Annotated in this window: 13 protein-coding genes; 12 read left to right on the top strand and 1 reads right to left on the bottom strand. The window is 55.1% G+C overall.

Going from position 1 to position 15,035, the window contains the following annotated elements; genetic code table 11:
- Nucleotides 1-13: 13 nt before the first annotated feature.
- A complete protein-coding gene (locus ACRBCU_RS10545; protein ID WP_431365342.1) occupies nucleotides 14-1,483 on the top strand; it encodes a carnitine 3-dehydrogenase in 1,470 nt (489 codons plus the stop codon).
- Here the strand turns inward: ACRBCU_RS10545 and ACRBCU_RS10540 are convergent.
- Nucleotides 1,473-2,660, bottom strand: coding sequence for an NAD(P)/FAD-dependent oxidoreductase (locus tag ACRBCU_RS10540; RefSeq protein ID WP_431365341.1), 1,188 nt, complete (start codon nucleotides 2,658-2,660; stop codon nucleotides 1,473-1,475). The genes ACRBCU_RS10545 and ACRBCU_RS10540 overlap by 11 nt on opposite strands.
- A gap of 216 nt (nucleotides 2,661-2,876) precedes the next feature.
- Here ACRBCU_RS10540 and ftsW point away from each other — a divergent pair, with 216 nt between their 5' ends.
- From ftsW to ftsZ, 11 genes are all read left to right on the top strand, one after another.
- The gene (gene ftsW / locus ACRBCU_RS10535; RefSeq protein ID WP_431365340.1) at nucleotides 2,877-4,043 is read left to right on the top strand and encodes a putative lipid II flippase FtsW; all 1,167 of its coding nucleotides are present in this window, start codon (nucleotides 2,877-2,879) and stop codon (nucleotides 4,041-4,043) included.
- A complete protein-coding gene (locus tag ACRBCU_RS10530; RefSeq protein WP_431365339.1) occupies nucleotides 4,040-5,140 on the top strand; it encodes a UDP-N-acetylglucosamine--N-acetylmuramyl-(pentapeptide) pyrophosphoryl-undecaprenol N-acetylglucosamine transferase in 1,101 nt (366 codons plus the stop codon). Before ftsW ends, ACRBCU_RS10530 begins: the two co-directional genes overlap by 4 nt.
- Nucleotides 5,141-5,169: 29 nt before the next feature.
- Nucleotides 5,170-6,564, top strand: coding sequence for a UDP-N-acetylmuramate--L-alanine ligase (gene murC / locus ACRBCU_RS10525; RefSeq protein WP_431365338.1), 1,395 nt, complete (start codon nucleotides 5,170-5,172; stop codon nucleotides 6,562-6,564).
- Between the two features lie 67 nt (nucleotides 6,565-6,631).
- Nucleotides 6,632-6,886 (top strand): DUF2484 family protein, encoded by a 255-nt coding sequence (locus ACRBCU_RS10520; protein WP_431365337.1) that lies wholly within the window; start codon nucleotides 6,632-6,634, stop codon nucleotides 6,884-6,886.
- Nucleotides 6,883-7,128, top strand: a complete 246-nt coding sequence (locus ACRBCU_RS10515) for a DUF2484 family protein (protein ID WP_431365336.1) — start codon at nucleotides 6,883-6,885, stop codon at nucleotides 7,126-7,128. Before ACRBCU_RS10520 ends, ACRBCU_RS10515 begins: the two co-directional genes overlap by 4 nt.
- Nucleotides 7,129-7,241: 113 nt before the next feature.
- The gene (locus ACRBCU_RS10510) at nucleotides 7,242-8,756 is read left to right on the top strand and encodes a hypothetical protein (protein WP_431365335.1); all 1,515 of its coding nucleotides are present in this window, start codon (nucleotides 7,242-7,244) and stop codon (nucleotides 8,754-8,756) included.
- 144 nt (nucleotides 8,757-8,900) lie between these two features.
- On the top strand, nucleotides 8,901-9,830 hold the full coding sequence (gene murB / locus ACRBCU_RS10505; RefSeq protein ID WP_431365334.1) for a UDP-N-acetylmuramate dehydrogenase: 930 nt from the start codon (nucleotides 8,901-8,903) through the stop codon (nucleotides 9,828-9,830).
- A 111-nt stretch (nucleotides 9,831-9,941) separates the two neighbouring features.
- Entirely contained in the window at nucleotides 9,942-10,820 is an 879-nt protein-coding gene (locus ACRBCU_RS10500; RefSeq protein ID WP_431365432.1) for a D-alanine--D-alanine ligase, read from the top strand.
- The gene (locus ACRBCU_RS10495; RefSeq protein ID WP_431365333.1) at nucleotides 10,808-11,728 is read left to right on the top strand and encodes a cell division protein FtsQ/DivIB; all 921 of its coding nucleotides are present in this window, start codon (nucleotides 10,808-10,810) and stop codon (nucleotides 11,726-11,728) included. The genes ACRBCU_RS10500 and ACRBCU_RS10495 overlap by 13 nt, the downstream gene beginning before the upstream one ends.
- Nucleotides 11,721-13,052 carry a cell division protein FtsA gene (gene ftsA / locus ACRBCU_RS10490; protein WP_431365332.1) on the top strand — a complete coding sequence of 444 codons (1,332 nt, stop codon included), beginning with the start codon at nucleotides 11,721-11,723 and terminating at the stop codon, nucleotides 13,050-13,052. The genes ACRBCU_RS10495 and ftsA overlap by 8 nt, the downstream gene beginning before the upstream one ends.
- Before the next feature lie 175 nt (nucleotides 13,053-13,227).
- On the top strand, nucleotides 13,228-14,892 hold the full coding sequence (gene ftsZ / locus ACRBCU_RS10485; RefSeq protein ID WP_431365331.1) for a cell division protein FtsZ: 1,665 nt from the start codon (nucleotides 13,228-13,230) through the stop codon (nucleotides 14,890-14,892).
- Nucleotides 14,893-15,035: the final 143 nt, after the last annotated feature.

Below are 15,035 nucleotides of genomic sequence, written 5' to 3'. Positions count from 1 at the left end.
ATGGAATTAAGGTATGAATAAACAGGTGGCGATCGTCGGCGGCGGTGTGATTGGCGGTGGTTGGGCTGCACGTTTCTTGCTCAACGGATGGGATGTGCGGATCTTTGATCTGGACCCGCAAGCTGAACGCAAGACCAAGGCAGTTCTCGAAAACGCGCGCCGTGCGCTGCCGGGATTGACGGACGTTGCGATGCCGCCTGAGGGCGGCTTGACCCATTGCAAGACGATTGCCGAGGCGGTCACCGACTGCGCCTTGATCGTTGAAGCCGTGCCTGAGCGGCTCGAAGTGAAACATGCCGTCTATGCAGAAATCGAAGCTGCGAATACCACGGGCATCATCGCCTCTTCGACATCTGGTATCATGCCAACAGATCTGCAAAGCGAGCTGGCCCACCCAGAACGTCTTATCGTCGCGCATCCGTTCAATCCTGTTTATTTGCTGCCTCTCGTTGAACTGGTTGCAGGCGAGAAAACCAACGCTGCCTTTATCGAGCAAGCGAAAGACCTCTACAGCTCCATCGGTATGCACCCTCTGCATTGCCGCGTCGAAATCGAAGGTTTCTTGTCCGACCGCTTGCAGGAAGCGCTCTGGCGCGAGGCGCTTTGGCTGTTGAAGGATGAAGTGGCAACCGCCGAAGAACTAGACGCTGCCATTGCCTATGGCCCAGGGCTTCGTTGGGCGCAGATGGGCACGATGCAAACCTTCCACCTTGCTGGCGGCGAAGGCGGTATGCGCGCGATGCTCGCAATGTTTGGGCCTTGCCTGAAATGGCCTTGGACCAAATTGATGGATGTGCCTGATCTGACAGATGATTTTGTCGAAATGGTCGGAGATCAGTGTGACACACAATCGGGCGATCTTACGCCGCGCGATCTTGAGCGCATTCGCGACAAAAACCTAGTTGGGACCATTCGCGCATTACGCGGTAGCGATTGGGGGGCAGGCGCGACGGCCAAAGCCCATGATCGCGTGCTCGCGGCGCTCAATGGCATGGATGCGCGCGCCGCAGATGTGGATGTCTCTCAGCCAATCGTAACAGGCAGCCGCACCGTGCCGCTGGATTGGACCGACTACAACGGCCATATGAACGAAGCGCGCTACCTTCAGGCATTTGGCGATGGCACTGACCGTTTCATGGAGATGATCGGTTGTGATGCAGCGTATATCGCTACGGGCGGAAGCTATTTTACGGCTGAAACCCATATCCGTCACATCGACGAGGTGCATGCGGGCGCGCGCATTGAAATCAAGACGCAGGTGATTTTGGGGCAGGGCAAGAAGATGCATCTTTGGCATGAAATGTATGAAGGCGCGCGCTTGATTGCCACCAGTGAGCATATGCTCATTCATGTCAGCCTAGAGACGCGAAAGCCGTCAAATCCAAGCCCAGAGATCGACGCAAATCTGCTGCGCATTGCAGAGGCGCATGCCAAGCTTGAGCGACCAGTTGCGGCGGGGGCTTCGGTTGGCGTCAGACGTTAAGCGCTGCGGAAATGGCGGTTCCAGCGGCCCATCCGCTGGACCAAGCCCACTGAAAATTATATCCGCCTAACCAACCGGTTACGTCCATTGCTTCACCTATCACATAAAGACCAGTTTGGGTTTTAGCCTCCATTGTTTTGGATGAAATCCCATCTGTATCAATGCCGCCAAGCGTAACCTCTGCGGTGCGATACCCTTCGCTTCCAGTTGGGCGCTGCTCCCAGTTTTTGAGCTGCGTGCAGAGTGCCTCAAGCGCCTTGTCAGATTGATCGCCGATGCGCCCAGTGATGCCCATTTCATCAACCAAATGTTGCACGAGGCGCGTCGGCAGATGCTGGGTCAAAATGGTGCTCACATCGCGCTTGCCTTGCTCCACGCGTGCCGTGCGCATCTGGTCGAATAGACCGTTTTCTGGATCAATGTTGAGCGTGACCACATCGCCCTCTTTCCAATAGGAGGAGGCTTGCAAGATTGCAGGTCCGGACAATCCGCGATGGGTGAAAAGAACGGCTTCGTCAAAAGCGGTGCCATTGGCCGATGCCCGTGCAGGCACCGCAACCCCGGAGATCGGCGCATAGCGTTGATCTGCAAACGTCAATGGAACGAGGGCGGGCCGCGTTTCTACCAAGCCAAGCCCAAATTGTTCAGCCACATCATAGGCAAAGCCGCTCGCGCCCATTTTGGGGATCGACTTGCCGCCGCTGGCCAACACAAGATTGCGCGCGCGAAGAGCAATGCGCATCCCGTCGCGCTCAACGCCGATCAAAAAGCGTTGCCCATCATGCGAAACTTGCTGCACTGAGGTCTTTAGCCAAAGCTGCGCGCCTGCCTCGTTCATTTCTTGAAGTAGCATCGCAACAATCTGCTTGGCGCGATCATCGCAAAAAAGTTGCCCTAATGTCTTCTCATGCCACCCAATGCCATACTTGGAAACCAAGTCAAGAAAGTCCCATTGGGTGTATCGCTTCAGAGCGGACTTGCAAAAATGCGGATTTTGGGACAGAAAATTTGCCGAAGTTGCGCCCATATTTGTGAAATTACAACGTCCGCCGCCTGAGATGCGAATTTTCTCTCCTGCGGCTTTGGCGTGATCAATCACGAGCGTGCGTCCACCTGAATGCGCCGCGCACATCATACCGGCAGCGCCAGCGCCAATGATAACCGTGTCAAATTCCATATCGCACAGGCCTTAATTCGAATCTTGTTTCCTCTCTCTCACAAATATCCCCGCCGGAGGCAAATCGCATGGGCTTGCCCATGCCAGATAAGCATGCCGCTCTGCGGCATTCCGCTTGGCTTAGAAAGAATGCTGGAAATCGAATCACTGATTCGCTATGTTTCGCCTAGATCCTGAATAACAGGACATGTTCGAGGCAACGATCAGCGGTGATCTATGACGGAAATGGTTTATGGCAGCGTCCCTGTGCGGGACGGCGAGCCGGTGCTGCCGAAATGGTGGCGTACAGTTGATAAGTGGTCAATGTCCTGCATTCTGATCCTTTTCGGGATCGGTATTTTGCTTGGCCTTGCGGCGTCCCCACCGCTTGCCGCTAAGAACGGTTTCGAGCCCTTTCATTACGTTCAGCGGCAAGCCTTCTTTGGTGGGCTTGCTCTCACGGCTATGTTTATCACGTCGATGATGAGCCCCATTGTTGTGCGTCGTCTTGCCGTGCTTGGGTTTCTTGTCGCTTTTGTAGCGCTCGTTTTGCTGCCATTTTTCGGAACGGATTTCGGCAAGGGCGCGACGCGTTGGTATTCTTTGGGCTTTGCGTCAATCCAGCCGTCCGAGTTTCTCAAGCCCGGCTTTATCGTCGTGGCCGCATGGATGATGGCCGCATCACAAGAGATTGGCGGACCACCCGGTCGGCTTTGGTCTTTCATGTTAACGGTGACGATCGTGCTTATTCTCGCGATGCAGCCTGACTTTGGACAAGCTTCTCTCGTTCTGTTTGGCTGGGGAGTGATGTATTTTGTTGCGGGCGCGCCAATGGTTCTTTTGGTCGCAATGGCGGCGCTCGTCGTTGCCGGCGGTATGGTTGCTTATAACAACTCCGAGCACTTCGCGCGCCGTATTGACGGGTTCCTTTCTACAGACGTCGATCCGACCACGCAGCTTGGGTATGCCAGCAATGCAATTCGAGAGGGTGGTTTCTTTGGCGTTGGGGTTGGCGAGGGCGAAGTGAAATGGTCGCTCCCTGATGCGCACACAGATTTCATCATCGCTGTTGCCGCAGAGGAATATGGCTTGTTCCTCGTGCTGTGCATAATTGCTGTTTACGCAAGTATTATTGTGCGTTCCTTGCTACGCCTGATGCGCGAGCGCGATCCTTTCATTCGTCTTGCTGGGACGGGTCTAGCCTGCATGTTCGCAGTGCAAGCGATGATCAACATGGGCGTTGCGGTGCGTTTGCTGCCTGCCAAGGGTATGACGTTGCCGTTTGTAAGTTACGGTGGCTCATCTTTGATCGCGGGTGGTATTGCAGTCGGCATGCTTTTGGCCTTTACGCGCACGCGGCCACAGGGCCAAATTGGTGATCTGCTTCGAGGACGTTCAAGATGAGTGATAAAGCGCCGCTGTTGGTAATTGCGGCAGGTGGAACTGGCGGGCATATGTTTCCCGCTCAGGCTTTGGCCGAAGCAATGCTGCGCAAGGGGTGGCGGGTTAAGCTTAGCACTGACGCACGGGGTGCGCGCTATACGAGCGGCTTTCCTCACACTGTCGAGATTGAACAAATCGCTAGCGCAACGTTTGCGCGCGGCGGGCTTTTGGCGAAACTTGCTGTCATACCGCGCATTGCAGGCGGTGTGATCAGTTCTGTTTTCAAAATGCTAAGCGACAAGCCCGATGTCGTTGTCGGTTTTGGCGGTTACCCGTCTATCCCTGCGCTTGCGGCGGCGACGATATTGCGCCGCCCGCGGATGATCCATGAACAAAACGGCGTTCTTGGCCGCGTTAACCAGATTTTTGCCAAGCGTGTTGACGGCATCGCGTGCGGGACTTGGCCAACAGAACTGCCAGAAAATACCGATCACATGCACACAGGCAATCCTGTGCGCGGCGCTGTTCTGGAACGTGCGGGAGCCGGGTACATTCCGCCCGGCGATTATCCGATGTCGCTTTTGGTGATGGGCGGCTCGCAAGGCGCGCGTATTTTGTCTGATGTGGTTCCCCCTGCAATTGCCGCGCTTCCGATGGAAATCCTGCGTAACTTGCGCGTTAGCCATCAGGCGCGCGATGAAGACGGCCAACGCGTTGCACAATATTATGCCGAACACGGCATTAGTGCGGATGTTCAGCCCTTCTTTCACGATGTGCCGAACCGAATGAGCGAAGCGCAATTGGTAATTAGCCGCGCAGGCGCATCTTCGGTCGCCGATATCTCTATCATCGGACGTCCGTCGATCCTTGTACCTTACGCTGCCGCAACAGGTGATCATCAAAGCGCCAACGCGCGTGGATTGGTCGAAGCGGGCGGCGCAATTTTAATGCCAGAGGCGAGCTTTAACCCCGAAGCTTTGAGCGAGCAATTGATGCTGGTGCTTGGCAATGAGCAGGGCGCAAACATGATGGCAAGTGCCGCGCTAGGCTGTGGCAAACCAGATGCAACACAACAACTGGTCGCGTTGGTTGAAAGCCTCGCGGTCAAGACGAACTGAAAGACACGGCAATGAATGCAGCGCAAACCATGAGCCCTCCAACGAAGCTACCTGGCGATGTCGGTCCAATCCATTTTGTTGGGATCGGTGGCATCGGCATGTCTGGCATTGCGGAGGTTTTGTTGAACCACGGATATGTTGTGCAAGGCTCTGACTTGAAAGCCTCGCCGATTACGGATCGTTTGGAAAAACTGGGCGGGCATGTTTTTGTTGGCCAAAGGGCTGAGAACCTTGAGAGCGCCGAAGTTGTCGTGATTTCTTCTGCGATCAAACCGGGAAATCCCGAGCTTGATGAGGCGCGCCGTCGCGGCTTGCCCGTGGTGCGCCGCGCCGAGATGCTCGCTGAACTTATGCGCCTCAAGCTTAATATTGCCGTCGCGGGAACGCATGGCAAAACCACAACGACAACGATGGTTGCGACTTTGCTGGATGCAGGCAAGTTCGATCCAACGGTTGTGAATGGCGGCATCATCCATGCGTATGGCTCTAACGCGCGGATGGGGCAGGGCGAGTGGATGGTTGTGGAAGCCGATGAGAGCGACGGCACCTTTAACCGTTTGCCTGCGACCATTGCGATTGTGACGAACATCGATCCTGAGCACATGGAGCATTGGGGCACAGAAGAGAACCTGCACAAGGGGTTCCTCGATTTTGTCTCCAACATTCCCTTCTACGGTGTCGCCGTGTGCTGCACGGACGATTCAGATGTGCAAACCCTTGTGGGCAAGCTGACGGACCGCCGCGTCATTACATATGGATTTAACGCCCAAGCCGATGTGCGTGCTGTGAACCTTCATTACAAAGCGGGCATTGCGCATTTTGATGTGCATCTGCAAAGCGAAGATCAGATCATTGAAGATTGCGCGTTGCCGATGCCAGGGGATCACAATGTTTCGAACGCGCTCAGCGCGATTGCGGTGTCGCGCCACCTTGGCATGTCGGGCGATGAAATTCGTACAGCTCTTGCCGCATTTGGCGGGGTGAACCGACGCTTTACCAAAGTGGGTGAAGTTGATGGTGTAACGATTATTGATGATTACGGGCATCACCCGACAGAAATTGCTGCGGTATTAAAAGCGGCGCGTCAGGCGTGCGAGGGGCGGGTGATCGCTGTGCACCAGCCGCATCGCTATACGCGGTTGCATCATCATTTTGAGGACTTTTGTGCCTGCTTTAACGAAGCGGATGTCGTGGCGATCACGGATATTTATGCTGCGGGTGAAGACCCTATCGAGGGCGCATCGCGGGATGATCTGGTGGCAGGTTTGATCCGTCATGGCCATCGCCATGCGCGCGCGATTTCGACAGAGGATGATTTGCTGCAACTGGTTAAGGAGCAGGCACAATCAGGCGACATGGTTGTCTGTCTCGGCGCGGGTACGATTTCAGCCTGGGCTAATGCCTTGCCTGCACGGTTGGCATAACGGTGCAGGATATTCTGCGAATATCCTGCCTTAGAAAATCCTTCTGCGAAGGATTAGAGGGCGCGCGATGAGTCTTTCACTTACGTTCGGTGCGATCTACGTGCTTTGCGCAGCGGTTGTGGCCATGCTGCCGATCCGCCGTCAGTATTGGCCTGCGGGGATCATGTTGCTTTTGGCCCCGCTATTGCTGGGCTTTATTGGCTTTCAACACGGCTGGATTTGGTTTGTCTTGGGCATGTTTGCCTTCCTGTCGATGTTCCGCAATCCGCTGCGCTATTTGTGGCGGGTGGTGAAGGGCGAGCGTCCCGAGCTTCCCGAATGAGCCTGTCTTTGGTCCTTGCACTGCTTTGGCTCGTGATCGCCAATGTGATCGCCATGTTCCCGTCAAAGGATGCGCATTGGCGCAACGCATATGTGTTGATCGGCATTGGCGTGCCGCTACTCGGTTGGGTTTGGTGGCAGAACGGGTTTTGGATCGCACTTATAGTGCTGATCGCGGCCATGTCCGTGCTGCGCTGGCCAGTGATCTATCTGACGCGCTGGGTGAAGGGTTTTTTCGGCTGATTGTTTCGCGCGCGAAACATTTGTTGTTTGTTAACAATTGGTTAAGGTCCGCGTGAGTTAATGATGCGTTAATTTCCTTGTGACGCAGGTCACTATCCCCCAAGTTGCAAAAGATGATCGCAGCAAAAGATATCAAACACGAAGAAACGCTCAAAGAGTGGTTGACCGAATGGCCAAAGTCGCAAGGTATGGACGATGATGCCGCGCGCAAGGTCTCGGTGAGCATCGCCCACCGCGCCGCTATGCGAGTGTTTCCATTGGCATGGGACTGGTTTTCTGGACCTGAGGCACGTAGACTTGGTTCGTCAGTATTGCCTTTGTTGCGCTGTAATTTGATCTCAGGAGTTGCTTGCACAAGTCCAGCCCCTGACATCATAGCCACCACTGCCTATACCAAGGACAGAACGCCAACAACTTATGCGACCGACGAAGCCGCCATCTCGTATATCGGCTTATCCGCCGTTCATGCTACCGAAGCCGCAGAGGGCGCCACCTACGCCCCAGATTTCGCAGACGCCGCTGCTTATGCAGTCAGTAGAGTCGCCGACGCCGCCGTCGACGACGCTGCAGCGGCCGCCCTATGGAAAGAAATCCAAAGCGATGCTGGCAGATTTGAGGCTGGTGAAGATGTTATGACCACAGCGCTTTGGCCAGGAGAGGCCCCTTTGTGGTTCGACGAAAAAATGAAGCGTGTTCGTGCAAATCCAAGTGAAGATGGGGGTATCTGGGATTTCTGGCTGCGCTGGTGGGAGCGTTCAATCAAAGGCGATCTGCTCCCCGATGCATTGCTGACTGAGATTGCGGTTATTCCTGATGAGGATTGGGCAAAAGGCCCCGCGCATATTGCGGAGTTGATTGCGAAGAAGCAGCGTAGTTCTGGACGTTCACTGACGCAAAACGGGGAGCAAATTATTGTTTCTCCAGACACTGGAAAAGCGCGCCTAATTGGTGAAACCGATCTTCCTGATGATGTGGCGCGCTACGCACGCCGGAAAATGCAAAAGGCGTTGAATCAATTCTCAGGCGAACTTGATAATCAGCACCAGCCTTTGGAAAAAGCGCTAGAAACTGTTCGCGATGCATTGGCGGATAGCGAAAGCCTTGCTGTTGAACTTTTTGATGCCTGTGCTTCGTCATCCCGACAAATTGGCACGTTGATTCAAAATGAAGTCGTGCCGGATTCTGAGAAAGATGAAAAGATCAAAGAGTACCTGACGCTTATTCGTGAGACTGGCGCAGATATTCTTGGAAATGACGCCCAGACACAGGAAATCTTGAAGCGGCGAAATGCAGTAACTGGCAACGACGCTTTGGAGATTGTTCGAAGTGATGTCTTGGCGGTTGCTGGTGAGCTTGCTGAAGCTTCAGAGGGCGCGTTGCCAAGGCTGATGGATCGTGACGCCGAGTTAGCGACAAGCGTCGTTGCTGATCCAGAAGAAAAGCATGTGGCCAGCTATCGTTTGTCGGGTCGCATTTTGCGTTTTGGGTTGCTCGCTACAGGCGGCGTGGCCGCAGTTGGTGGGACGATTTCTGGTGCGAAAGAAATTGTATGGGTTGGCAAGAAGATCGTTGCCTCGCCTCAGTTCCAAACAGTTATGGAAGCCGTGTTGCGCTGGCTTGGTTTCTAGAGCAATGGCCGACTAGTCGGTCAGCGTCCAAACCACCCCACGCGGTAGGCGCTTCGCTTGCGCGCTGCGGTTGGGGCGTGGGGGTGCTTTTCATTGGGGCGTCTCCTCTTTAGAGTAGGGAAAAACAACAAACAGAGCAGCCCTATGACCGACTTTTCCCATATTCGCGGTAAGATTACGATGGATCGCCCTCTGGCCGATCTCACTTGGTTGCGCGTGGGTGGGCCTGCGCAGGTGTTTTTTCAACCTGCTGATCGCGATGATCTTCAAGCTTTTCTTAAGGTCTTGCCTTTAGACACCCTTGTGTTCCCGATGGGTGTCGGGTCGAACTTGATCGTACGGGACGGCGGCATCAAGGGCGCTGTGATCCGCATGGGGCGCGGGTTTAACTATATTGAGATTGACGGCGATCTGGTGCGCTGCGGGGTGGCGGCCTTGGATGCGCATGTGGCGCGCAAAGCGGCGGACGGCGGGCTGGACCTCACGTTTTTGCGCACGATCCCCGGCGCGATGGGCGGCGCGGTGCGGATGAATGCAGGGTGTTATGGTTCGTACGTTGCGGATCATTTCGTTTCCGCTACGGCACTCACGCGTGCGGGGGAAGCCGTGCAAATAAGCGCGGATGAGCTGGAATTTGCCTATCGTCAAAGCAACTTGCCCGAGGGCTGGGTGTTGACAGAGGTTGTCTTGCGCGCCGAGCGCGGCGATCCAGAGGCGCTTCATGCGAAGATGGAAGAGCAGCTTAGGAAGCGGGATGAAACCCAACCCACCAAGGAGCGCACGGCTGGCTCTACCTTTCGAAATCCTGCGGGATTTTCTTCAACAGGGCAGGCGGATGACACGCATGAGTTGAAGGCGTGGAAGGTCATTGACGAGGCCGGCATGCGCGGAGCAACCCTTGGCGGGGCGCAAATGAGCACCAAACATCCGAACTTTCTGATCAACACGGGTGGCGCAACTGCCGCAGATCTTGAGGGTTTAGGCGAGATGGTGCGAAAAAAGGTTTTCCAAACACAATCAATAGAGTTACACTGGGAAGTGTTGAGGATCGGCGAACCGGTCCCGCAAGAATAAGGGAGCCCGATAACGGGCCCCACACGGTGGCAAAGAGCGAGCAGCTCTTAATAGTATTTGAGGCACGAGTTGGGAATGTCGAGCAGGCAACCCCGTTTGGTAGCTGTATTGATGGGCGGACCTTCGGCTGAGCGCGAAGTCTCGCTTGCGTCAGGGCGTGAATGCGTCGCAGCACTTCGGGAACATGGTTTTGAAGTTGTAGAGATTGATGCGGGCGCTGATTTGGCGGCCCGTCTGGTCGAGATCGCGCCTGACGTTGTCTTTAACGCGTTGCATGGCCGTTTTGGTGAAGATGGATGCGTTCAGGGTTTGCTTGAGTGGTTGCAAATCCCTTACACCCATTCCGGTGTTTTGGCCTCTGCCTTGGCGATGGACAAGCAGCGCTCCAAGGAGGTGTTCCGTCAAGCTGGCTTGCCAATTGTCGAGAGTATCATTGCCCCCGCCGCAGAGGTGCGAGCGCGCCATGTGATGGATGCGCCTTATGTGGTGAAGCCGAATTCGGAAGGCTCTTCCGTTGGGGTCTATCTGGTGGATGAGGCTGCGAACGGCCCGCCGCAGCTAGAAGATACAATGCCAGAATTTGTGATGGTTGAAGCCTTCGCGCCGGGCCGCGAGTTAACAACAACGGTTATGGGTGATCGCTCGTTGACGGTGACGGATATTCTGACCGACGGTTGGTACGATTACGATGCCAAGTATAAAGAAGGCGGATCGCGTCACGTTGTACCTGCTGATTTGCCGAAAGAGATTTGGGACGCCTGCATGGAATATGCTCTGCGCGCCCATAACGCATTGGGCTGCCGCGGCGTATCTCGTACAGATTTCCGTTGGGACGAAGCCAGAGGGTTGGACGGGCTTATTCTGCTGGAAACCAATACGCAGCCGGGCATGACATCGACGTCTTTGTCACCTGAGCAAGCCCAAAGCATCGGCATTGGTTTCTCCGAGTTTTGCGCTTGGATGGTTGAGGATGCCACATGCAACAGATGAGTGCATCAGCATCAAACGGTCAGGGGCCACGAGTCCTTAATCGCGCGAAACGTGATCCAGCGCCGTCGCGTTGGTCTTATCGTTTTCAGCGTTTGATGCTGACACCTATGTTTCGATTTTCTCTGCGTGTCGGAGTTCCTTTCGCGCTGACCTTTTCGTTGGGGTTGGTCTATTTGTCCGACGAAGGGCGGCGCACGCAGCTAAATGATGTCGTTAGCGATATGCGCGCAAGCATTGAAGAGCGACCCGAGTTCATGGTCAAGCTGATGGATGTGCAAGGCGCAAGTGAAGAGGTCGCAGCCGCCATTCACGAGATCGTTCCGATCAAGTTTCCAGTAAGTTCCTTTGATCTGGAGCTCTCACAAATCCAAAAAACTGTCGCTGGTTTGAACCCCGTGAGACAGGTTGATGTGCATCTTCAGCCTGGCGGCGTTCTGCAAATATCGGTTGATGAGCGCATAACAGCGGCGCTTTGGCGCTCGCATGACGGGCTTTTCCGGATTGATGCGGATGGGGTTTACCTTGGACTTGCCAGCCAGCGCTCTGATTTTCCGAACCTCCCAATTCTGGCGGGCGACGGGGCGGATCTTGCGGTGAAAGAGGCGCAAGCGTTGATGAAAGTCGCAGCACCGCTTGGAGCGCGCCTAAAAGGTTTGGTGCGCATGGGTGCGCGCCGCTGGGACGTCGTGCTTGATCGTGATCAGCGCATAATGCTGCCCGAAGAGGGCGCAGCGCAGGCGCTAGAGCGCGTTATCGCGCTTGATCAAGTGCAAGACGTGCTGGAACGCGACTTGGTGCGTGTTGATATGCGCCTTGCCCATCGCCCGACAATTCGAATGAACGAGAACGCCGTTAAAGAACTATGGCGCATTAAGACGACAGCAGTGGAAGCCCTAAAACATGACTGATCTCTACAGCTCACAACGCGCAATGCGCAATATGCGGAAAGCTGCGATGCAGCGCGGTGTTGTTGCCATTCTGGATGTCGGCAGTTCAAAGATTGTAGCCCTCATTCTGCGCTTTGATGGCTCGGACAAATTGGCAGAGACGGATGGCGTTGGCTCGATGGCGGGGCAGACCGGTTTTCGCGTCATTGGCGCGGCAACGACGCGTTCGCGCGGTGTGCGGTTTGGCGAAATCAGCGCAATGTCAGAAACAGAGCGGGCAATTCGCACGGCACTTCAGTCGGCTCAAAAGATGGCGCAGATCCGTGTGGATCATGTGATCGCGTGTTTTTCAGGTGCCGAGCCTCGCTCCTACGGGTTAGATGGCGCTATTGAAATTGAAGGCAGCACAGTGTCTGAGCAGGACGTTGCGCGTGTGCTGTCATCTTGCGATGTGCCAGATTTTGGTCCTCAGCGCGAAGTGCTTCATGCGCAGCCTGTGAATTTTGCGCTCGATCATCGCTCTGGTTTGAATGATCCGCGCGGTCAGATCGGCAATCAACTGACCACTGACATGCACTTGTTGACGGTCGATGCAGCAGCAATCCAGAACCTCGCGCATTGTGTGCGCCGCTGTGATCTAGAACTCGCAGGGGTGGCCTCATCCGCCTATGTTTCTGGCATTTCGGCCTTAGTTGAGGACGAGCAAGAGCTTGGCGCGGCCTGCATTGATCTGGGTGGCGGCGCGACGAGCGTTTCGATTTTCATGAAGAAGCACATGATCTTCGCCGATGCGGTGCGTATGGGCGGTGATCACGTGACCTCTGATATTTCAATGGGTTTGCAAGTCCCCATGACCACAGCCGAGCGGATCAAGACCGTGAATGGCGGCGTCGTTGCGACGGGTATGGATGATCGCGACATGATCGATATGGGCGGAGACACAGGTGATTGGGATCACGATCGACGTCAAGTGAGCCGCGCAGAATTGATTGGCATCATGCGGCCTCGCGTTGAAGAAATTCTCGAAGATGTGCGGGCGCGTCTTGATGCGGCGGGTTTTGATCACTTGCCAAGCCAGCAAATCGTATTGACAGGTGGCGGCAGTCAAATTCCTGGCCTTGACGGGCTCGCGAGTAAAATTCTGGGCCAACAAGTTCGCCTTGGTCGCCCCTTGCGCGTAAATGGCTTGCCCGGCGCGACAACAGGTCCGGGCTTTTCAAGCGCCGTTGGCCTATGCCTGTTTGCTGCGCATCCACAGGATGAATGGTGGGATTTCGAAATACTTGAAAACTTTCAAGGCCGTTCGTTCAAACGTGCGCTAAAATGGTTCCGCGACAACTGGTAACCGCTACATCTGCCCATTTGCCCCGACATTTGGCGAATATCCGCTGAAAAACCTGCATATTTTGTGGGTTTTTTTGCTTTTTTGCGTGACGTCCGCGAATCGGTTGGTTAGACTGGTACCAATCAGGCAACAAAAATGACCCGAAAATGGGTCGGCAGACACAGGCGGACAGAGCATGACATTGAACCTCACGGTGCCCGGACAAGAAGATTTGCGACCACGCATTACCGTTTTCGGTGTAGGTGGCGCAGGCGGTAACGCTGTCAACAACATGATCGAGAAAGAGCTTGATGGTGTCGACTTTGTCGTTGCGAATACAGATGCTCAGGCTCTGCAGCAATCCATGTCACAAAGCCGCGTTCAGCTGGGTGTGAAAGTCACCGAAGGTCTTGGCGCAGGTGCGCGTGCAACTGTTGGCGCTGCCGCTGCCGAAGAAAGCATTGAGCAGATCGTTGATCATCTCGCTGGTGCGCATATGTGCTTTATCACGGCTGGTATGGGCGGCGGTACAGGCACTGGCGCGGCTCCAATTATCGCGCAAGCCGCGCGTGAGCTTGGTGTTCTGACTGTTGGTGTTGTCACTAAGCCGTTCCAGTTTGAGGGCGGCAAGCGCATGAAGCAAGCGGAAGAGGGTGTCGAAGCCCTTCAGAAGGTTGTGGACACGCTGATCATTATTCCAAACCAGAACCTGTTCCGTCTCGCGAATGAAAAAACCACGTTCACCGAAGCGTTCTCGCTCGCAGATGATGTTTTGTATCAAGGTGTTAAGGGTGTTACCGACCTGATGGTTCGCCCCGGCTTGATCAATCTCGACTTTGCTGATGTTCGCGCCGTAATGGACGAAATGGGCAAGGCGATGATGGGAACTGGCGAAGCGGCTGGCGAGGATCGCGCGATTCAAGCGGCAGAAAAAGCCATCGCAAACCCACTTCTGGACGAGATTTCACTGCGCGGCGCAAAAGGTGTTCTTATCAACATCACAGGCGGCCACGATCTTACATTGTTCGAACTCGACGAAGCTGCGAACCGCATTCGCGAAGAAGTCGATCCAGATGCGAATATCATTGTCGGTTCTACGCTGGATAACGTTCTGGACGGCGGAATGCGCGTGTCTGTTGTTGCGACTGGTATCGACGCGGTAGATGTTGCAAAAGAAGTTCCGGTTCCACGTCGTTCTTTGGCACAGCCTTTGAAGCAAGTTGAAGAGGCCCCTGTCGCAGCCGCACCTGCGCCTGCTCAGCAGCAACGCCCTGTACCAGTTGAAGCACAGGCCGCTCCTGAGCCATCCTTGTTTGAGGACATGGATGCACAACGCGCGGCAGCGGCAGAACAAGCCGAAGACCTTTTTGAAGAGGAAGAAGCTGCGAGCTTCCAGCCTGAATTGCCAAGCTTTATCGCTGATCGTGGTCAGCAGCGCGCGGCACGTGCCGAGGCCGCAGATGATCTGCCACCGCCAGCGTATCAGCCGCCAGCATTCGAGCCACAAGCGATGCAAGAGCCAGAGCAAGCCGCCTATGTTGCGCCAAAAGCTCCGAGCCTTGGAACGCCGTCTCCAGAAGCAATGGCGCGTTTGCAAGCCGCTGTTCAGCGCACGCCGGCTCAGGAACAGCCTGCCGCACAAGCACCTGCGGATGATGTTGAACGTCCCCGTTTCGGGATCAATTCACTGATCAACCGTATGACAGGCCACGGCCAAGAGGGCGCGCCTGCACAAGCTCCGCGTGCGCAACCTTCGGTGCAAACAAGCCATGCGGCACCTGCTCCGCGCCCTGTTGCAGAGAGTGATCCAGAGCAAGAACGCATCGAAATTCCAGCATTCTTGCGTCGTCAAGCAAACTAATTCTGCTTGATACTGTTAGGAAGAGGGCGCTTTAGAGCGCCCTTTTTTCGTTTTGAGACAAAGTGTTATGCCCTCCACGTGGTGAGGTAGGCAGATTCTTGCTGATAGGCTGAAACTGCATGTTTCAGACCGTTACAAAGATT

It is taken from the genome of Planktotalea sp. (assembly GCF_050633725.1).
Classification (GTDB): domain Bacteria; phylum Pseudomonadota; class Alphaproteobacteria; order Rhodobacterales; family Rhodobacteraceae; genus Planktotalea.
Note: the sequence above shows the minus strand (reverse complement) of the source record. Positions and strands in the feature narration are given on the sequence as shown.